The sequence below is a fragment of the Streptomyces sp. NPDC048419 genome, from assembly GCF_043200415.1.
GTDB lineage: Bacteria > Actinomycetota > Actinomycetes > Streptomycetales > Streptomycetaceae > Streptomyces.
Genome location: NZ_JBICXT010000058.1, coordinates 1 through 18,419, shown reverse-complemented (window position 1 = coordinate 18,419; position 18,419 = coordinate 1). Strand labels below are relative to the sequence as shown.

18 protein-coding genes and 2 pseudogenes are annotated in these 18,419 nt (G+C 70.5%); 8 read left to right on the top strand and 12 right to left on the bottom strand.

Annotated elements, in window-relative coordinates:
* A pseudogene (locus ACGFYN_RS46070) lies at window positions 1-302 on the top strand (transposase); the annotation flags it as partial.
* A gap of 225 nt (window positions 303-527) precedes the next feature.
* Window positions 528-1,570: pseudogene (locus tag ACGFYN_RS46065) on the top strand (tyrosine-type recombinase/integrase); the annotation flags it as partial.
* Between the two features lie 79 nt (window positions 1,571-1,649).
* Here the strand turns inward: ACGFYN_RS46065 and ACGFYN_RS46060 are convergent.
* Window positions 1,650-2,411 carry a phosphoglyceromutase gene (locus ACGFYN_RS46060; RefSeq protein WP_393871981.1) on the bottom strand — a complete coding sequence of 254 codons (762 nt, stop codon included), beginning with the start codon at window positions 2,409-2,411 and terminating at the stop codon, window positions 1,650-1,652.
* A gap of 165 nt (window positions 2,412-2,576) precedes the next feature.
* On the opposite strand from ACGFYN_RS46060, the gene ACGFYN_RS46055 reads away from it, so the two are divergent.
* Window positions 2,577-3,830, top strand: a complete 1,254-nt coding sequence (locus ACGFYN_RS46055) for an MDR family MFS transporter (protein WP_393871980.1) — start codon at window positions 2,577-2,579, stop codon at window positions 3,828-3,830.
* Between the two features lie 23 nt (window positions 3,831-3,853).
* Here ACGFYN_RS46055 and ACGFYN_RS46050 read toward each other — a convergent pair whose 3' ends face one another.
* Window positions 3,854-4,282, bottom strand: coding sequence for a DUF2000 family protein (locus tag ACGFYN_RS46050; protein ID WP_393871979.1), 429 nt, complete (start codon window positions 4,280-4,282; stop codon window positions 3,854-3,856).
* Window positions 4,283-4,331: 49 nt separating this feature from the next.
* Here ACGFYN_RS46050 and ACGFYN_RS46045 point away from each other — a divergent pair, with 49 nt between their 5' ends.
* A complete protein-coding gene (locus tag ACGFYN_RS46045) occupies window positions 4,332-5,132 on the top strand; it encodes an AraC family transcriptional regulator (RefSeq protein ID WP_393871978.1) in 801 nt (266 codons plus the stop codon).
* Window position 5,133: 1 nt separating this feature from the next.
* Here ACGFYN_RS46045 and ACGFYN_RS46040 read toward each other — a convergent pair whose 3' ends face one another.
* The 3 genes from ACGFYN_RS46040 to mshA all read right to left on the bottom strand — a co-directional run bounded on the left by ACGFYN_RS46040 (window position 5,134) and on the right by mshA (window position 8,783).
* Entirely contained in the window at window positions 5,134-6,780 is a 1,647-nt protein-coding gene (locus ACGFYN_RS46040) for a glycosyl hydrolase family 28-related protein (RefSeq protein WP_393871977.1), read from the bottom strand.
* Window positions 6,781-6,952: 172 nt separating this feature from the next.
* On the bottom strand, window positions 6,953-7,453 hold the full coding sequence (locus ACGFYN_RS46035) for a YbjN domain-containing protein (RefSeq protein WP_393871976.1): 501 nt from the start codon (window positions 7,451-7,453) through the stop codon (window positions 6,953-6,955).
* Window positions 7,446-8,783 (bottom strand): D-inositol-3-phosphate glycosyltransferase, encoded by a 1,338-nt coding sequence (gene mshA / locus ACGFYN_RS46030; protein WP_393871975.1) that lies wholly within the window; start codon window positions 8,781-8,783, stop codon window positions 7,446-7,448. The genes ACGFYN_RS46035 and mshA overlap by 8 nt, the downstream gene beginning before the upstream one ends.
* A 239-nt stretch (window positions 8,784-9,022) precedes the next feature.
* Between mshA and ACGFYN_RS46025 the strand changes: the two genes are divergently transcribed.
* From ACGFYN_RS46025 to ACGFYN_RS46015, 3 genes are all read left to right on the top strand, one after another.
* Window positions 9,023-9,817, top strand: a complete 795-nt coding sequence (locus tag ACGFYN_RS46025) for a class I SAM-dependent methyltransferase (protein ID WP_393871974.1) — start codon at window positions 9,023-9,025, stop codon at window positions 9,815-9,817.
* 193 nt (window positions 9,818-10,010) lie between these two features.
* Window positions 10,011-11,084, top strand: coding sequence for an NlpC/P60 family protein (locus ACGFYN_RS46020; RefSeq protein WP_393871973.1), 1,074 nt, complete (start codon window positions 10,011-10,013; stop codon window positions 11,082-11,084).
* A 252-nt stretch (window positions 11,085-11,336) separates the two neighbouring features.
* Complete coding sequence (locus ACGFYN_RS46015; protein ID WP_393871972.1) at window positions 11,337-12,641, top strand: PP2C family protein-serine/threonine phosphatase; 1,305 nt, start codon at window positions 11,337-11,339, stop codon at window positions 12,639-12,641.
* A 30-nt stretch (window positions 12,642-12,671) separates the two neighbouring features.
* On the opposite strand, the gene ACGFYN_RS46010 is transcribed toward ACGFYN_RS46015, so the two are convergent.
* The 7 genes from ACGFYN_RS46010 to ACGFYN_RS45980 all read right to left on the bottom strand — a co-directional run bounded on the left by ACGFYN_RS46010 (window position 12,672) and on the right by ACGFYN_RS45980 (window position 17,259).
* The gene (locus ACGFYN_RS46010) at window positions 12,672-13,007 is read right to left on the bottom strand and encodes a DUF2516 family protein (protein ID WP_393871982.1); all 336 of its coding nucleotides are present in this window, start codon (window positions 13,005-13,007) and stop codon (window positions 12,672-12,674) included.
* Window positions 13,008-13,138: 131 nt separating this feature from the next.
* Complete coding sequence (locus tag ACGFYN_RS46005) at window positions 13,139-13,810, bottom strand: hypothetical protein (RefSeq protein ID WP_393871971.1); 672 nt, start codon at window positions 13,808-13,810, stop codon at window positions 13,139-13,141.
* Window positions 13,811-13,875: 65 nt separating this feature from the next.
* The gene (locus ACGFYN_RS46000) at window positions 13,876-14,460 is read right to left on the bottom strand and encodes a helix-turn-helix domain-containing protein (RefSeq protein ID WP_393871970.1); all 585 of its coding nucleotides are present in this window, start codon (window positions 14,458-14,460) and stop codon (window positions 13,876-13,878) included.
* Window positions 14,461-14,553: 93 nt separating this feature from the next.
* A complete protein-coding gene (gene sigJ, locus ACGFYN_RS45995; RefSeq protein ID WP_393871969.1) occupies window positions 14,554-15,405 on the bottom strand; it encodes an RNA polymerase sigma factor SigJ in 852 nt (283 codons plus the stop codon).
* Window positions 15,402-15,980: a carboxymuconolactone decarboxylase family protein gene (locus tag ACGFYN_RS45990; RefSeq protein ID WP_393871968.1), complete on the bottom strand. Its 579-nt coding sequence runs from the start codon at window positions 15,978-15,980 to the stop codon at window positions 15,402-15,404. The genes sigJ and ACGFYN_RS45990 overlap by 4 nt, the downstream gene beginning before the upstream one ends.
* Window positions 15,981-16,081: 101 nt before the next feature.
* Window positions 16,082-16,576, bottom strand: a complete 495-nt coding sequence (locus ACGFYN_RS45985) for an HAD domain-containing protein (RefSeq protein ID WP_393871967.1) — start codon at window positions 16,574-16,576, stop codon at window positions 16,082-16,084.
* 41 nt (window positions 16,577-16,617) lie between these two features.
* Window positions 16,618-17,259, bottom strand: a complete 642-nt coding sequence (locus tag ACGFYN_RS45980; RefSeq protein WP_393871966.1) for an RraA family protein — start codon at window positions 17,257-17,259, stop codon at window positions 16,618-16,620.
* A gap of 178 nt (window positions 17,260-17,437) precedes the next feature.
* On the opposite strand from ACGFYN_RS45980, the gene ACGFYN_RS45975 reads away from it, so the two are divergent.
* Entirely contained in the window at window positions 17,438-18,298 is an 861-nt protein-coding gene (locus tag ACGFYN_RS45975; protein ID WP_393871965.1) for a nitroreductase/quinone reductase family protein, read from the top strand.
* Window positions 18,299-18,419: the final 121 nt, after the last annotated feature.

The following is an 18,419-nucleotide window of genomic DNA, read 5'->3' as shown; positions in this document are numbered from 1 at the left end:
GACGCCGCCCAGCATGATCTGCTGGCCTTCACCGCGTTCCCGCGCGAGATCTGGCGGCAGATCTGGTCGAACAACCCGCAAGAGCGGCTGAACAAGGGATCCGCCGCCGCACCGACGTCGTCGGGATCTTCCCCGACCGCACCGCCGTGATCCGCCTGCTCGGCCCGGTGCTGGCCGAGCAGAACGACGAGTGGACCGAGGCCCGCCGCTACATGGGCCGCGACCTCCTCGCCAAGGCCCGTCTCCACCCGATCGAGTCAGAAACCGACGACACCGACCTGCCCACCGAACTCACCGCATAGCCTCGAAACGAGATCACCGAGTGGCCGTCGATACACCACTCCCGCGGACGTGACCGAGCCCTTCGTATGGTTCACCCACCAGGGGCGCCGGGTGTGGTTGACAAAGCTCTGCCGCTTGTGGCTTGCACTGATTGGCCGCCCGGTGCCACACGACGACTCGGCTGCCAATTAGGAATTGCGAATGATCGCTCCGTAGGGAATCGACAGCGAGGTCGTCCGTGCGCCATGCAAGCCGACGTGGCCCGCGGCGACTTCATCGACCCGAACGCGTCCCGTACGACGTTACAGGAGCTCGCGAAGAAGTGGCTCGCGAGCCAGAGGGCGACCCCAACGCGCGTGCGTCGATGGAGTCTCAGCTCAAGCTGCACGCCTTCCCCCGCATCGGGTCGCGTCAGCTCTGGTCGTTCCAGCCGAGCCACATCCGCGAGTTCGTGACACAGCTCGAAGAGACTGGCATGTCCGGCTCTTACGCCCGCGTCATCTTCTCCAACGTCCGCGCCGTGCTCTCCGCCGCCGTAGAGGACGGATGCCTACGCCGGAACCCCTGCCACTCGCGCACGGTGACCCCGCCGGCCATGGGTGCGCGCCGTGTCGTGCCTTGGGAGCATGAGCGCGTCTTCGCCGTGCGCGCCGCCATGGTCGAGCGCTTCCGACCGATGGTCGACGTCGGCGCCGGATGCGGTCTGCGGCGAGGGGAGATCCTCGGACTGTCCGTCGACGACATCGACTTCGACAGCGGCACGCTGCACGTGGTGCAGCAACTCAAGCTGAGCCTGAGCACGGCCGTGTTCGCGCCCCCGAAGGGCGGCAAGCTCCGTGACGTGCCTCTCCCCGACCCCGTGGCGGAGGCGCTACAGGAGCACATCAAGAAGTTCCCGCCTGTGGAGATCAAGCTGCCGTGGATGCGAGCGAACGGCCAACCCGTGACCCGTCGGCTCATCTTCTCGGGGCCCAACGGCGGACACATCTGGCGCACCTCGCTGAACGAGGATCACTGGAAGCCAGCGCTCGCGAAGGCAGGCGTCATCCCGAAGGCCAAGAGCCGCGAGCATGTCGGTGCCCGCGAGCACGGCATGCACGCGCTCCGACACTTCTACGCGTCCGTGCTCTTGGACGCAGGGGAGAGCATCAAGGCCCTCGCGGAGTACCTCGGGCACTCCGACCCGGGTCTGACGCTGAAGGTGTACGCGCACCTCATGCCAAGCAGTCGTGACAGGGCCAGGAAGGCTCTCGGCAGGGCTCTTCGGCCTCAGGGCCTCCAAGACTGAGGTTCCAGAGAGGTTCCAGCGCATGAAAATGCCTCCCATCCGCGCCGTACGCGCAGGTGGGAGGCATGATCACAAAAAACTACTTCTTCTTGCCCTGGTTCTTGACCGCCTCGATCGCTGCCGCCGCCGCCTCGGGGTCGAGGTACTTGCCGCCCGGGGTGAGGGGCTTGAAGTCGGCGTCGAGTTCGTAGACGAGGGGGATGCCGGTCGGGATGTTGAGGCCCGCGATGTCCGCGTCAGAGATGTTGTCCAGGTGCTTGACCAGGGCGCGGAGGCTGTTGCCGTGGGCCGCGACCAGGACCGTGCGGCCGGTCAGGAGGTCCGGGACGATGCCGTCGTACCAGTACGGGAGCATGCGGCCGACGACGTCCTTCAGGCACTCCGTGCGGGGGCGCAGCTCCGGGGGGATCGTCGCGTAGCGCGGGTCGTCCGACTGGGAGAACTCCGTGCCGTCCTCGAGCGGCGGGGGCGGCGTGTCGTACGAGCGGCGCCACAGCATGAACTGCTCCTCGCCGAACTCGGCGAGGGTCTGCGCCTTGTCCTTGCCCTGGAGGGCGCCGTAGTGGCGCTCGTTCAGGCGCCAGCTGCGGTGGACCGGGATCCAGTGGCGGTCGGCGGCCTCCAGCGCGAGCTGCGCGGTGCGGATGGCGCGCTTCTGGAGCGACGTGTGGAGCACGTCGGGGAGCAGGCCGGCGTCCTTCAGCAGCTCACCGCCGCGGACCGCCTCCTTCTCGCCCTTCTCGTTGAGATTGACGTCCACCCAGCCGGTGAACAGGTTCTTCGCGTTCCACTCGCTCTCGCCGTGGCGGAGGAGGATCAGCTTGTACGGTGCGTCGGCCATGCGTCAGAGCGTAATCCACGCATTCGGGCCACAGCAGGCCCGCCCATCAGCCGGACAGTTGACGGGATCCGTTAATTGAGTGGCCGGTGAGGATGGCGGCTTTGTAAGTTGTGCCTGCCCGTTGGGGCACTTACACACTTTCTTGCCGTGCCGTGGGGGATCCTGATGTCCGTCGCCAGTCTGAGACGTGCCGCGCGGGAGAGCGTCTCCGGACTCCCCCGCGAGTTCTGGTGGCTGTGGACCAGCACCCTCGTCAACCGGCTCGGGGCGTTCGTCGCCACCTTCATGGCGCTGTACCTGACGATCGACCGCGGCTACTCCGCCTCGTACGCCGGTCTCGTCGCCTCCCTGCACGGGCTCGGCGGGGTCGTCTCCTCGCTCGGTGCCGGCGTGATGACCGACCGGCTCGGCCGCCGGCCCACCCTGCTGATCGCCCAGTCCGCCACCGCCGCCTCCGTCGCCCTGCTCGGCTTCATGCAGGACCCGGTCGCCATCGCTGCGGTCGCGTTCCTGGTGGGCATGGCCGGCAACGCCTCGCGGCCCGCCGTGCAGGCGATGATGGCCGACATCGTCCGGCCCGAGGACCGGGTGCGCGCGTTCTCCCTCAACTACTGGGCCATCAACCTCGGCTTCGCCGTCTCCTCCATGTCCGCGGGCTTCATCGCCGAGTTCAGCTACCTCGCCGGGTTCCTGATCGAGGCCGCGATGACGGCCGTCTGCGCGGTCCTGGTCTTCCTTAAGCTGCCCGAGTCCCGGCCGCAGCGGGCGGCTGCGGAGAAGGCCGAGGTCGGGCTCGGGACCGTCCTGCGCGACGGGCGCTACATGAGCGTCGTCGGCCTGTCCTTCCTCGTCGCCGTCGTCTTCCAGCAGGGCTCGATCGGTCTGCCGGTCGCGATGGGCAAGGCCGGGTTCACGCCCGCCGACTACGGCATGGCGATCGCGCTCAACGGCGTCATCATCGTCGCGCTCCAGATCCCCGTCACACGGTTCATCGAACGCCGGGACCCGCGCCGGCTGCTGGTGATCTCGTCGCTGCTCGCCGGATACGGCTTCGGGCTCACCGCCTTCGCCGGGTCGGTCGGTGTCTTCGCGCTCACCGTCTGCGTGTGGACCCTCGCCGAGATCGTCAACGCGCCGACGCAGACCAGCCTGGTCGTCCGGCTCTCGCCGGTGCACGGCCGCGGCCGCTACCAGGGCATGTACACCCTGTCCTGGTCCCTCGCCGCGCTCGTCGCACCGCTGATGTCCGGCCTGGTCATCGACCGGTTCGGGGCCGAATGGCTGTGGGGGCTGTGCGCGGTCGTGGGCATGGCGGCGGCCGTCGGGTACGGCGCGCTGATGCGGCGGCTTCCCACGGTGGAGACGGCTACGGCGGTGGCGGCCGCCCCCACCGGTGCGGCGGAGGTCTCCGCAAGCTGAGACCTGGGATGCCCGCTCCCGTCTCACGGATGCATCCGCGCACCCTTGATCACCTTGTCCACCGCGTTCTTCGGTCCGTAGACCGCCAGTCCCACCAGGTCCAGCCCGTCCGTCCCCACGGTGCGCACCGCCGCCCGGTTGTCGCGGTCGTTGCCCGTGGTGAACAGGTCTGAGGTGAAGACCGAGCGCGGGAGGGCGCGGGAGAGGGCCTTCGCGTGGGCCGACTTCAGGGTCTCCTTCGTGCCCTCGAAGACCAGGACCGGCTGGCGGAACATGGGGAGGTACTGGACGCCGTCCGCGTCCTCGTAGGGCTCGCCGATCACCTCGGGGATCTGGCTGCCCAGGCCGCTGACCAGGAACGCCGTGACGTTCAGACGCTGCCAGGGCTCCAGGTCCTCGCGCAGCAGGACGGTGATCTTGGTGTCGAAACGGATGGGTGCGTCGTCGCTCATACTCCGAGACTGCCGACCGGCCCACGGCCTCGTCTTGTACGTTCTTTGCATGGCCTCGCAGCCGGAAGTGTCCGCCTGGCGGCCCCGTGTACCCGGCGTCGTCGAGGTCTTCCACGCCCATTTCACCGAGTACGCCTACCCCATGCACGTCCACGAGGCGTGGACGCTGCTCATCGTGGACGACGGGGCCGTACGGTACGACCTCGAGCGGCACGAGCACGGCACTCCGCACGACACGGTCACCCTGCTGCCGCCGCACGTCCCGCACAACGGCTCCCCCGCCACGCCGCACGGCTTCCGCAAGCGGGTCCTGTATCTCGACGCCACGCGCATCTCCGACGAGCTCATCGGGGCCGCCGTCGACCAGCCCGACCTGCGCGATCCCGTGCTGCGCACGCGGGTCGGCCAGCTGCACGCCGCCCTCGCGCACGCCGGGGACGAGCTGGAGGCCGAGAGCAGGCTGACGCTCATCGGCGAGCGGCTGCGCGGCCATCTGCGGCCGCGCGACGTCCGCGGCGCGTCCCGGTCCGACCCCGCGCTCGCGCGCCGGCTGCGTGAGCTCCTCGACGAGCACGTCGTCGACGGGCTCGCGCTCGACGAGGCCGCGGCGCTCGTCCACGCCCATCCGGCGCATCTGGTACGGGCGTTCAGCACGGCCTACGGGATCGCGCCGCACCAGTATCTGAACTCGCGGCGGGTGGACCGGGCGCGCCGGCTGCTGCTCGACGGGCGCCCGGCGGGGGAGGTCGCCTCCGCCACGGGGTTCTTCGACCAGTCCCATCTCACCCGGCATTTCCGGAAGTTGGTGGGGGTCACGCCGGGGCGGTACGCGCGGACGGCGCGCGGCTGACCTACAACTCCCGTTGCGCCTCGTACAGGTTGCGCGGGCGCACCGTGTCCGTCGTGGGATAGAGCTCCAGTCGGGAGTGCAGATCACCCGTGAAGTCCGGGGTGTCGATCTGGTCGAACTCCGTCACCTCGTTGACACCGACGGTCGCGGAGTACGGCGCCAGTCCGTCGATCTTGACCAGGCCCGCCCTGCCGTTGGTGACGCGGACGTTCCAGTGTGTGAAGCGGGCGCCGAAGAGCGGGCCGGCGCTGGCGTCGCCGCCGTGGCGGCCGTTGTTGTCGACCGTGATGTCGGTGCGGACGTTGGCGAAGGGCAGGCCGCGATGGCTGTCGAAGGTGCCCATCCGCATGTCGCCGCGGGACCAGACGTTGTAGGAGGACAGACCCTCGACGTTGATGCCGTGCAGCTGGGTGTTGGCCGGGGCGGGCACCGTGCGCTCCTCGAGGGTGAAGTCCTCGACCAGGTTGTCGTGCGAGCCCTCGCGGCAGAAGTAGGGGTGGTGCTCGCCGCGGCCGCCGACCCGGGTGCGGCGCAGGGTGCAGGAGGACGCGGCGACCAGGCCGAAGCCGTTGTCCACGTCGCGTACCGCGACGTCGTCCACCCAGCAGTCGTACGTGCACTGGAGCACGACCCCGTTGTAGCCCTTGTCCAGGAGGTGCTCTGACTGCGGCGTCGGAATCATCCGGAGGGTCAGGCCCTCGACGCCGGCGCCCGTCAACTCCCGCACATGGGTGGTGAATCGGGGCGTCCATTCGGGACGCAGGTCCAGCGGGAGCGGGCGCTCGAGGGTGACGGTGCGGCCGCGGACGTGGGCGATGCGGACGGGCCATTCGTAGGGGACGTAGCTGAGGAGCTTGGTCTTGTCCTCCCAGTAGTACGCCGCCGGGCCGGGGCCGCCGCCCGCCATGTGCTGGAGGAGGGTGTGGGCCGGGTCGTCGGCGAGTTGGAGCAGGACCAGGGTGCCGGGTCGCAGGCGGGAGGGGTCCGCGACCTTCACGGTCCAGGAGCCCTGCCGCGCGGGCTCGATCGGCGTCAGGATCTCCCACTCGTCCCGCTTGTTGCCGGTCCAGCCCTCGAAGGGCCACGCCTGCTCCCTGATGGCGGCGACCAGGGAGTCCCAACGGGCCTTCGGGGACAGCCAGATGAGACCGCCGGCCCAGGACCAGGACGACTTGGTGCCGCCGTAGCGGGAGCCGTAGACGCCGATCAGTTCGGTGAGGTTCTTGGTGGCGTAGAGCGTCGTTCGGGCGCTTCCGGCGCCGCGCAGCACCACGTTGTCGTGCCCGATCTGGATCAGGTCGTCGATCCGGAAGGTGCCGGGCGGGATGGTGACCGTGCCACCGCCGGCCCTTCCGGCGGCGGCGATGGCACGGTTGATGGCGGGGGCGGAGTCGGTGGTGCCGTCCGCCACGGCTCCGTAGTCGCGTACGTCGGCCACGACGGGGCGGCGGGGGAAGCGCGCCGCCCCGCGGCCGTAGCCGGCCCGGCCGACGTACGGGATCTGCGGGTGGGTGAAGGGGGCTCGGGTGAACTCCCGCCAGAGCGTGGGTACTTGACCGGCGCCCGCCGTGGTGGCGAGGGCGGGTGTCGTGGTGACCGCCGCGGCGGCCACCGCCGTGGCGCCGACGAGGAGACTGCGTCTGGTCATGCCGTTGGCCGTGCCGTGGTGCGCCGTGCCCATTCCGTACGTCCTTCCCATGCAGCTTTCGCGACTTTCATGGATGTGAACGACGTTCAGATCTGCGTCGGGCGTGAGCATGGCACGTGGCCCCTGGGCCGGGAAAGGGTCCTGCAGGGGGCAATCAGGTACGGGTCTTCATTCAGTCAGCGGGGCGCTGGGTCAGGTTGGTGAACGCGTCCAGGTTATGGGTCGACTCGCCCCGCGCCACCCGCCACGCGTACTCCTTGCGGATCGCGGTGGCGAAGCCCAGTTCCAGCAGGGTGTTGAAGCTGTCGTCCGCCGCTTCCAGGACCTGGCCGAGGAGGCGGTCGATCTCGTCCGGGGTGACGGAGGAGAGGGGGAGGCGGGCGGTGACGTAGACGTCACCGAGGCGGTCGACCGCGTAACTCACGCCGTACAGCTTGAGGTTGCGCTCCAGGAGCCAGCGGTGGACACCCGGCTCGTTCTCGTCGGGGTGGCGGATGACGAAGGCGTTCAGGGAGAGGGAGTGGCGGCCCACGAGGAGGGAGACGGTCGTCTTCAGCTTGCGGGTGCCGGGGAGCTGCACGACGTAGTTGCCGGCCGCGGGGCTCTCCCATTCGAGCTCGGCGTCCTTCAGGACGCTCTCGATCACCTGGGCCGCGTTCTGTGCATCAGCCATGGTGGGAGCGTACGCGACGGCGGTGTGCCTGCATCGCGGCCGTGTAGACGTCGGCCGTCGCGGCGGCCGCGGTGTCCCAGCCGAAGGACTGCGCGTGCCGCGCGGCCTCCGCGCCCATGCGGGTGGGCAGGGCCGGGTCGTCGGCGAAGTCGCTCAGCACCCGGGCGTAGTCGGCGGGGTTGTGGCCTCGTACGAGGAAACCGGTCTGCCCGTCGCGGACGGCGACCGGGAGGCCGCCGACGGACGCCGCGAGCACGGGGGTGCCGGCCGCCTGTGCCTCTATGGCGACCAGGCCGAAGGACTCGCTGTACGACGGCATGACGAGGACGGAGGCCGCCCGGAACCAGTCCGCGAGCTGCTCCTGGCCGACGGGCGGGCGGAAGCGTACGACGTCGGCGATGCCGAGGCGGGCTGCGAGTTTCTGCAGGCCCTCGGGCTTGGCGAGGCCGCTGCCGCTGGGGCCGCCGACGACGGGGACCAGGATGCGGGAGCGCAGCTCCGGGCGGCGGTCGAGGAGGGCGGCGACCGCGCGCAGCAGGATGTCCGGGGCCTTCAGGGGCTGGATGCGGCCCGCGAAGAGCGGGATCAGCGCGTCCTGCGGGAGGTCGAGGCGGGCACGGGCCGCCGCGCGGCCGTCGGCGGGGCGGAAGCGGTCGAGGTTCACGCCGGGGTGGACGACGGCGACCTTCGCCGGGTCGGCGCAGTAGTGGCGTACGAGTTCGTCGGCCTCTTCCGCGGTGTTGGCGATGAGGCGGTCGGCCGCCTCCACGATCTGGGTCTCGCCGATGACGCGGGCGGCGGGCTCGGGGGTGTCGCCGTCGGCGAGGTTGGCGTTCTTGACCTTCGCCATGGTGTGCATGGCGTGCACGAGCGGGACGCCCCAGCGCTGGGCCGCGAGCCAGCCGACGTGCCCGGAGAGCCAGTAGTGGGAGTGGACGAGATTGTAGTAGCCGGGGCGCTGGCCGGCCCAGGCCTGCATCACGCCGTGGGTGAAGGCGCAGAGCTGGGCGGGGAGCTCCTCCTTGGCCAGGCCCTCGTAGGGGCCGGCGTCCACGTGGCGGACGAGGACGCCGGGGGCGAGTTCCACGGTCGGAGGGAGGGCGGCGGCGGTGGCGCGCGTGAAGATCTCGACCTCGATGTTGATCGCGGCGAGGCGCTGCGCGAGCTCGACGATGTAGACGTTCATGCCGCCCGCGTCGCCGGTGCCGGGCTGGTGCAGGGGGGAGGTGTGCACGGAGAGCATCGCCACGCGGCGGGGGCGGCGGTGGAGCCGGAGCCGCGGGGGCGTTGCCTGCGAGCGACGCCCGAGCCTGCTGACGTACTGGCTCACGTGGCGTTCCTCCTTGTGCGGGCATGCCGGGGGGAGGGTGTGGGGCTCCCTCCAAGGGAGGCAACAGCGGAGGAGCGGGTTCCCATTCCGGGCGTCGTTAATTTTGCCCAGGCATTACCGCGTGTCGCTCAACTGTTCGGGGCCTGGGTGCGTGGGGATGGCGTGAGGGGCGCCTGGGCGGCCTGTGGCCGTTGCGCGAGTGCGGTGGCCGTCCGCTGGGGCCGCATACCCTCGTACGTATGAGATCCCGCGCCGCCCGCCGTCCCGTGGGCGCGGTGACGCGTGGGACCACCAATCCCAACCGGCTGCGGCGGATGGATCGGTGGATCGCCGCCGTGCACGGGGCCGCCCTGCGGCGGGCTGAGGCTCCGGTCGCTGTCGACCTCGGGTACGGGGCTGCTCCCTGGACCGCCGTGGAGCTTCTGCAGCGACTTCGGACCGTTGCGTCTCGGGTGCGTGTGGTGGGTGTGGAGATCGAGCCTGCGCGGGTCGCCGCCGCCAAGTCCTACGAGCGGGAGGGGCTTGTGTTCGTGCACGGCGGGTTCGAGATTCCCATCGCCGAGCGGCCGATGCTCGTGCGGGCCGCCAATGTGCTTCGGCAGTACGACGAGGGTGAGGTCGCCGGGGTCTGGGAGCGGCTGTGTGCCCGGCTCGCGCCCGGGGGGCTCCTGGTCGAGGGGACCTGTGACGAGATCGGGCGGCGGCATGTGTGGGTCGCGCTCGGGGCGGAGGGGCCCCGGACGGTCACCTTCGCCGCCCGGCTGGGGTCTCTTGAGCGGCCGTCCGATCTCGCGGAGCGGCTGCCCAAAGCGCTCATTCATCGCAATGTGCCCGGGGAAGCGGTGCACGCCTTTCTGCGCGACTTCGATCGGGCTTGGGCTGCGGCCGCCCCCTATGCCTCCTACGGGGCTCGGCAGCGGTGGGTGCGGGCCGTGGGGGATCTTGCGGGTGACTGGCCTCTGGCCGACGGGGCCGTGCGGTGGCGGCAGGGTGAAGTGACGGTGGAGTGGGGCGCGTTGGCTCCGCGTGGCTGACTGCCACTACCTGGCTGACCTGCGGGGAACGATCGCGGTGAGCCGTTCGTCACAAAGGCGGGGAGATCGTCAGCGGGCGGACGGGGAGGGGGAAATCCGCATTACGACGCGCTCTGTCGTTTTGCACGTCGTCATGGCACTATCCCCCAGGCATCCGTAAGTTACTGACGGTAAATCAGTTTGGGGTGACGGTATGGGTACGGGCAGGCGCGGCCTGATCGCAATGGCCGTGACCGTGGCGTGCGCGGTCACCGTGCTGGCCGTGCCGGGCACGGCGTTCGCCGTCCCCGAGCCGGGCTCCAGCCCGTCCGCCTCCTCCACTCCCGCCGCGGACAAGGACCTTGAGGCCGTTCGGGCGAAACTCGACAAGCTTTACCACGACGCCGCGGTCGCCACCGACTCGTACAACGCCGCCGAGGAGAAGGCCGACAAGCAGTCCGCCGCGATCGTCGAGCTGGCGAAGAAGACCGTCGAGGGCCAGAAGAAGCTGGACCGGCTGAAGAAGCGGGCGGGGGCCGCGGCCGCCGCCCAGTACCGCACCGGCGGGCTGCCCGACGAGGCCCAACTGCTGCTCAGCGACGACCCGCAGGAGTTTCTCGACGGTGCGGACCGGACCATGCAGGGCGAGCGCGCCGCCAAGGGCCTGATCGGGGAACTGACCCGGACACAGCAGGACTTGGCGCAGTACGCCAAGGACGCCTCCGCCCGGTGGAAGGACCTGGAGGCCAACCGCAAGGCGAAGGACGCCGCCCGGACGAAGATCAAGAAGCAGATCTCGGCCGCGGAGAAGCTCGAGGACCGGCTGGCGAAGAAGGAGAAGGAGCGCCTCGCCAAGCTGGAGGAGCAGGCCGCTCTCAAGGCCCAGACCGCCTGGCTCGACTCCGGCGTCCTCGACGAGATCAAGGGCAAGGCGTCCGCGCGGGGCAGAGAGGCGGTCGCGTACGCCACCGCCCAGATCGGGAAGCCGTACGAGTGGGGCGCGGAGGGGCCGAGGACCTACGACTGCTCCGGGCTCACCTCACAGGCCTGGGCCGATGCCGGACACGCCATTCCGCGTACCTCGCAGGAGCAGTGGAAGCAGCTGAAGCACGTCGACGTGAAGGACATGCGGCCCGGCGATCTGGTCATTTACTTCCATGACGCCACCCATGTCGGGATGTACATCGGTGACGGCGCGATCGTCCACGCCCCACGGCCAGGACGGACGGTGACGATCACGGGCGCGGGGTCGATGCCGATCCTCGGGGTGGTCAGGCCCGACGCCTGAGAGGCAGGTCACGTGACCCAGGGCACGCCGAACACCCCTATAAACCCATGGTGGACGTGACCTTCGTCATTCCGGCCGGTGGGCTCTCCTGTCCAACTGCGGTACGGATCGCGGCATATGACGCTGGCGCCTCTCCAAGCGGCGTGTCTCACACCATTCCTTTACGGCACCACCACCCGCTATGGTCCCCGTCGGTGGATCGAGATCTCTCGCCCCACCACGCCCTCGGGGGGAGGGAAGGAACTCAAGACGATGCCCGTACCCATACCGCGGCAGAGAGCGATTCCGGCCGCGGAGAGTGGTCAGGCTCAAGCCGCGCAACCAGACGGCACCTCCAAGGACGAGAATCCGCGCAAGGAAGCAACGGTCGACAACCACGCCGCCACCACCAACCTGACGCTGCTGCTGATCGAGGACGATCCCGGCGGCTCAGCGGTCGTGCCCGAACTGCAGGACGCGGCCGGCCGGCCGATCCGTGTCCGCACGGCCCGCAACCTCACCGAGGCCGAGCGGCTGCTGACCGACGACGTCCACTGCATCCTGCTGGACCTCGCACTGCCGGCCCCGGGCCGCGGTGCCGACGACGACGAGCTCGCCGTGCTCCGGCACGTGCTGGAGCTCGCGCCCCGGCACGCCGTCCTCGCGCTCACCGCGTCCGGCGACGCCGAGCGCGGCGCCGAGGCGGTGCGGGTCGGCGCCCAGGACTATCTCTTCCGGGATGAACTGGACACCCAGCTGCTCAGCCGGGCCATCCGCTACGCCGTCGAGAGGAAACGTTCCGACACGGCCGAGCGGCGCCTCGCCGAGGGCCGGATGCGCGCGCAGGAGAATCGCCGCCTGGAGCGCGGTCTGCTGCCGACGCCGCTGCTGGAGGGCTCCTCCCTGCGGTTCGCCGCCCGCTACCGCCCGGGACGCTCACGCGCCCTGCTCGGCGGTGACTTCTACGACGTCGTGCGCACCCCGGACGGGACCGTGCACGCCATGATCGGCGACGTCTGCGGGCACGGCCCGGACGAGGCGGCGCTCGGCGTGGAGCTGCGCATCGCCTGGCGCGCGCTGACGCTGGCGGGCCTGTGCGGCGACCAGCTCCTCGGGACCCTTCAGCAGGTGCTGGAGCACGAGCGCTCCGACGAGGAGATCTTCGCGACGCTGTGCACGGTGGACATCTCGCCGGACGGCCGCCGCGCCGGTCTGTGTCTGGCCGGGCACCCGTCCCCGCTGGTCGCCCGGCCCGGCCGGCCGGCACGGCTGCTGCCGTACGACAACAACGGCCCCGCACTCGGCATGCTGCCGGGCGCGCGGTGGCCGCGGATGCAGGTGGATCTCGGGCGGGAATGGAGCCTGATGCTCTACACCGACGGGCTGATCGAGGGCCGGATCGGTACGGGCAAGGAACGGCTCGGCCAGGACGGCATGGTGGAGATGGTGCGGCGCCAGCTCGCCGACGGTCTGGGCGGCGAGGCGCTGCTGCGGGCGGCCGTGAACGAGGTGCGCGAGCTCAACGGCGGCGAGCTGACGGACGACGTCGCCGTGCTGCTGCTGGACCGGGAAGGCTGAAGCCGAGCGGCGCCCCTCGGGGCACCCGGCTCAGCGGCCGCCGTTGTACGGGCCGTACGGGCCGTCGCTGCTCGAACCCCGGCGGCGGTTGCGTCCGCCGCCCGGCAGGCCGCGCAGGGCCGGACGGACGTCGACCATGTACACGATGGTCGCGACGAGCCCGATCACCGGCAGGAACGACAGGATGTTGAAGATCAGGTTCACCACGAAGGCGATCGCGAGAACGATCAGCCAGAACGGCTTGGTCTGCTTGCTGGCCGCGCGATAGGCGTCCTCGCGGCGCGTGGCGGCGTCGATCAGCGCGAAGCCGCTGAAAAGGATCAAGGCCATGCTCAGCAGCCACATGAAGCCTGCGAACCCCTGCATCAGCACTACGTCCACCACCAGACTCGGCTTGTTCCTACGCGGTCACCGTACCCGTTCCGGTGACGCCGCTGTACGGGGAACGGGCCGGGCCCTCCAGGAGTGCCCGACCCGTTACCGATCACCCGTCCGTGTTACTTCGCGGGCGGCGTGGTCTTCTTCGCGGTGGTGGGCTTGCGGACCGGCGCCTTCTTGACGGCGGCCGGCTTCTTCGCGGCGGCCGGCTCGGCCTTCGCCCCTGCGGGCGTGGCCTCGCCCTTGACCTCGACCGGCTCGGCCTTGGGCTCGACGGCCACGGCGAGCTCCTCGACCTCCTCGGCGACGTTCTCGATGCCCTCGGCGGCCTCGCCGCGCCAGGTCCGCACGGCCTGCTCGCCGTGCTCGGCGACCTTCTCGTAGGTCTCACGGGCCTTGACGGCGTACTCGGCGGCGACGCCGACACCGCGCAGCGCGATGTCCTGGGCGGACTCGCCCCACTTCTTCAGGTCGGCGTCGAGGGTGGTGCCGAGCTTCTTGATGTCGCCGTCGAGGGTCGCGATGAACTCGGTGACCTTCGTCTGGAGGGTCTCCTGCGTCTCCTTGACGCGCGCCTGCGTCTCCTTGACGCGGGCCTGGGCCTTCTCCTGGACGGCCTTGGTGTCGGTGTTGCGAACGGCCTCGAAACGGGCCGGGGCCTCGGTGCGCAGCTGCTCCACCAGGCCGGGCACCTTCTTGGCCTGCTGGAGGGCCAGGTCGGCGGTACCGGCGGCGAAGTAGAGCGGCGTCGGGTCGCTGAGGGTCTTGCGGAGGTCGTCGGTGATGGCCATGGTGATGGTCCTCCCGGTTGCATTCAGCTGAGGGTTTTGGTCCCGCGGACAACCTGGGCCGGTGGTCAGCCGGCCGGTCGCTGCGGGTCGTGCGGTTCGGCGTCGCTGCCGTCGGACGTGCGGGTGCGGCGCGTGGCGGACTTCCGTCCGCCTGCCGCACGGGCCTTGCGGGTGCGGCCTATGGCGGTGTCGTCCTCCACGGCTTCCTGCGCCGCGGCCGGGTCCGGGCCGGGCTCGGCGGTCAGGACCACCTCGCCGTTCTCCGGGGCCTGATCGGTCTCCTCGTCGCCCGCGCCGCTCCCGAATCCGTTCTCCTTGCGGAAGGACTCGTAGATCTGGAGCAGCACCTGCTTCTGCCGCTCGTTCAGCGTGGGATCGGCGAGGATGACGGCGCGCGTCTCGACCTCGTCCCGGTCCCGCTCGGCGTCGAGGATGCCGGCGCGCACGTACAGCGTCTCGGCGGAGATGCGCAGCGCCTTGGCGACCTGCTGCAGCACCTCCGCGCTCGGCTTGCGCAGCCCGCGCTCGATCTGGCTCAGATACGGATTGGACACCCCGGCGGCGTCGGCGAGCTGCCTGAGCGACAGCTGCGCGGAGCGCCGCTGCTCGCGCAGGTACTCGCCGAGATTGCCGACGTTGAGCGATGCCATGACTCCACCTTGCACCACCCTCGCTAACTATTGCAAGCACGTGCTTGCAAAAGTGCGCCACGCCACGCCGTTCCGGCCGGGCGATGCGGGGTCCTACCGCGACAGCTCCGTCGTCTCGTCGAGGCGCGTCAGCTTCAGCGGGTTGGCCACCGCGTGGATGCGGGCGACCTTGCCGTTCTCCACCACGAGGCTCACCGCGGCCACCCGGCCGTCGATCTCGACCCGGCCCGCGGGTGCGCCGTTGAGCCACACGACCGAGACCGAGCGGTCCGGGCGGGCGAGCAGTTTCGCCACGAGTCCGGCGCCGTGGACCGGTTCCGCGGCGGCGGCCGCGAGTCCTCCGCCGTCGGCGATCATGACCACGTCCGGTGCCATCACGTCCAGCAGCTCCTGGAGCCGGCCGGTGCGCAGTGCGGCCAGGAACCGTTCGACCACAGCCTCCTGCTCCGCCCTGCTCACCCGCACCCGCGGACTCCGGGCCGCCACATGCTCGCGAGCCCGCCGCCCGACCTGCCGCACCGCAGCCGGCGTCTTCCCGACGGCCTCCGCGATCTCGCCGTACGGCATCTCGAAGACCTCGCGGAGGACGAACACCGCCCGTTCCGTGGGCCCGAGCGTTTCGAGGACGGTCAGCATCGCGATCGAGACGCTCTCCGCGAGTTCGACGTCCTCGGCGACATCGGGGCTGGTCAGCAGCGGTTCGGGCAGCCACTCGCCGACGTAGTCCTCACGGCTGCGCGACATCGTCCGCAGCCGGTTGAGCGCCTGCCGGGTGACCGTGCGCACGAGGTAGGCCCGCGCGTCGCGCACCTGCGCGCGGTCGACCCCGGCCCACCGCAGCCACGACTCCTGAAGCACGTCCTCCGCGTCGGCGGCGGAGCCCAGCATCTCGTAGGCGACCGTGAAGAGCAGGCTGCGGTGGGCGACGAAGGGGTCCTCGGTCATGCCGCCGTTGCCGTCCCGGCTGCCGACGGGCGCGCGGCCAGCGGGATCTCGCAGGCGTCGGAGTAGCCCTGGGAGGTGATTCCGTGGGCCGTGTTGCACCTGGCCGCCATGTTGGCGTAGCCGATGTAGGCGTTGAGCTCGACCAGCGCGGGCGCGCCGAGCTGCCTCAGCAGGCTCGCGGCCAGTTCGTCCGTGACGGTCGTCGGGGTGTTCGTCATGGCCTCGGCGTATTCGAGCACCTCCCGCTCCAGCGGCGTGAACACGTCCGATTCGCGCCAGCGCGGCACCTGGCTCGCCTTGGCCGGGTCCAGCTTCTGATCGAGCGCGAGGAAGTAGTTGACGTCGAGGCACCAGCTGCAGCCGATCTGGGCGGCCACGGCCATGTGCGCGAAGCTCTTGAGGCTCGCGTCGACCGCGTCCCACCGGGCCACCTGCGCCGAGTGGTACTGGCTGGCCTCGGCGAGCTTCGGGTTGTTCCACAGCACTTCCACGGGCTCGGGCACGGCACCGAGCTGTTCGGCCAGGGCGGTGCGGAGTTCGGCGGGAAGTTCGGCCTTGGGGACTCGTAGCGTCATCGTTCTCTCCCGGTACGTCAGCGGGTTCGTGCCTTGTCGGCATGAAGACACCGCCTGCTGCGCGGATGTGACATCCGGGATGGTCCGGAATGGCGGGTGGCTCACCGCCCGGCCCGACGGGCGGTGAGCCACTCCTCCACCACCGCGAAGTCCCGGTCGGTGAGCCCGTACCGGTGGTCGACCCGGTGCAGCAGCGCGGGCGCCGGATGATGCGCGGCGACCCAGTCGCGGTCGGCGACGGTGATCTCGTCGTCGACCCAGATGAAGGCGCGGCCGCCCGCCCAGGCCACCGGCGGCCGGGTCTTCCAGTGCAGCGGCGCCGGCAGCTCGTCCTCGTCCGGCCAGTCCACCAGCGGCAGCGGGGGCAGACCGAGCCAGGGAGCGAGGCACACGTTCGCGTCGTCCATCCAGGTCGTCGCCCACACCAGTTCGCAGTCCAGCGCGGTCAGCCGCGCGCCGAGCGCCGGGTCGACGCGGTCGAGCAGCGGATGGTCGACGGCCGCCGTCGGCAGCGCGAACTGCGCCTCGTACGAGGGGTACGACCGCGCCGATCCGAAGGGGAGCAGCGTGCCGTCGACGTCCAGGAAGAGAAGCATCACTGACAGGATCGGGGAACGGCGCTCGGCGCGAAACCGGATCAGCCCGTAAAGCCTTGGGATTCCTCGAAGCCCTGCTCCGCCAGGATCTTGTCGATACGCGCCCGATGTGCCGCCTCCCACACGTCCAGCGACTCGCCCGCCTCCTTCGTGAGCCGGGCCCGGGCCGCGGCGAGCACCTCGTCACGCCGATCGGCCGGTACGACGACGACGCCCTCCTCGTCGGCCACGACGACGTCCCCGGTCGCCACCCGTACGCCACCGCAGGTCACCGGCTCGCCCAGCGGGCGTACGACTGACTTGGCGCCCGGGATCGGGATGACCCCCCGGGCGAACACCGGGAACCGCGCCTCCCGCACCTCGGCCAGGTCGCGGATCAGCCCGTCCAGGACGAAGCCCGCGATGCCGCGCCGTTGGGCGACGGCGCAGACGTTGCCGCCCGCGAGCGCCCGGTCCAGGTCCCCGGACTCCACCACGACGACCGATCCGGGCCCGGCGCGATGGATCGCGGCGTGCAGCATCAGGTTGTCCCCGGGCGGGCAGCTGACGGTGAAGGCGGGCCCGGCCAGGCGTTCGGCCGGGCCCCACAGCGGGCGGATGCCGATGTCCATGACCTGCGCACGGCCGAGGAGGTCGGCGAGGGTGGTCGTCGGGACGGCCTGGAAGTCGGTGGCGTCAGTCATGTCCCGGACGCTACCGTCCCCTTCCATGACTGCCGGGTCGGCCATGTGCCGTGAGCGAGTTGGGTGCCCGGCCTCTGAGTGAGGCCAGGGCGGGCCAGGAGTCCGCCCCTTTCTCTGCGTTGCCTTCGGGATCGAGATCGACATCGACGGAAGACACCAGCGACAGAGAAAGAAGAGAATGCCCAACGCCTTCAACCAGAAGATCATCGACGAGTTCCGGGCCAACAAGGGCCGTCTGACCGGCTACTTCGCTCAAGCCCGCCTGCTCCTGCTCACCACCACCGGCGCCCGTACCGGCACCCGGCACACCACCCCCGTCGGCTACCTCCCCGACGGCGGCGACCGCGTCCTGATCATCGCCTCGGCGGGCGGCTCGCCGCGGCACCCGGACTGGTACCGGAATCTCCTCGCCGACCCCCAAGTCACCGTGGAGAGCGGCTCGTTCACGTACGAGGCACGGGCCGTGGTCCTTGCGGGCGAGGAGCGGGAGAGGGCCTGGGCCCGGGCAGTGGAGACAGACCCGGGCTGGGCGGCGTACCAGGAGAAGACCACACGCCTCATCCCGGTGGTCGCCCTGTCCGCGATCGCCCAGAGCGGCCCTCCGACCGTCAACGCCTCGTCCCTCGGTGAGGGGATGAAGGTCGTGCACGACGCCTTCCGCCGGGAACTCGCCCTGATCCGGGAGGAGATGAGAAACGGCAACGGGCGCACCCTCGGCGCCCAACTCCGCGTCAACTGCCTGACCTTCTGCCAGGGACTGCACAACCACCACACCGGTGAGGACACGATGTTGTTCCCGTTCATCGCCACGAACCACCCGTCGGCGGCCCTGACGCTGGAGCGCCTGCGCAAGGAGCACGAGCAGATCGCCGGGCTGGTGAAGGAGCTGCGGCGGGTCGTGAGCCTGGACGGCGTGGGTACGGGCGGCGACGCGGCCGCCGCTCGTGCCGAGGTGGAGCGTCTGACGCTCGACCTGGAAGCTCATCTCACGTACGAAGAAGAGGAGTTGCTGCCCCTCCTCGACTCCTCCGCCGCCTGATCCACGGGCACGGGCTGCCGAAGCCCTCCTAGTGTCCTGCGCCAGAGATCCGTCGGCAGAGGCGGGCGAGGGAGTCGAGGATCTCTTCGGCTGTCTTGGTCCAGATGAACGGCTTGGGGTC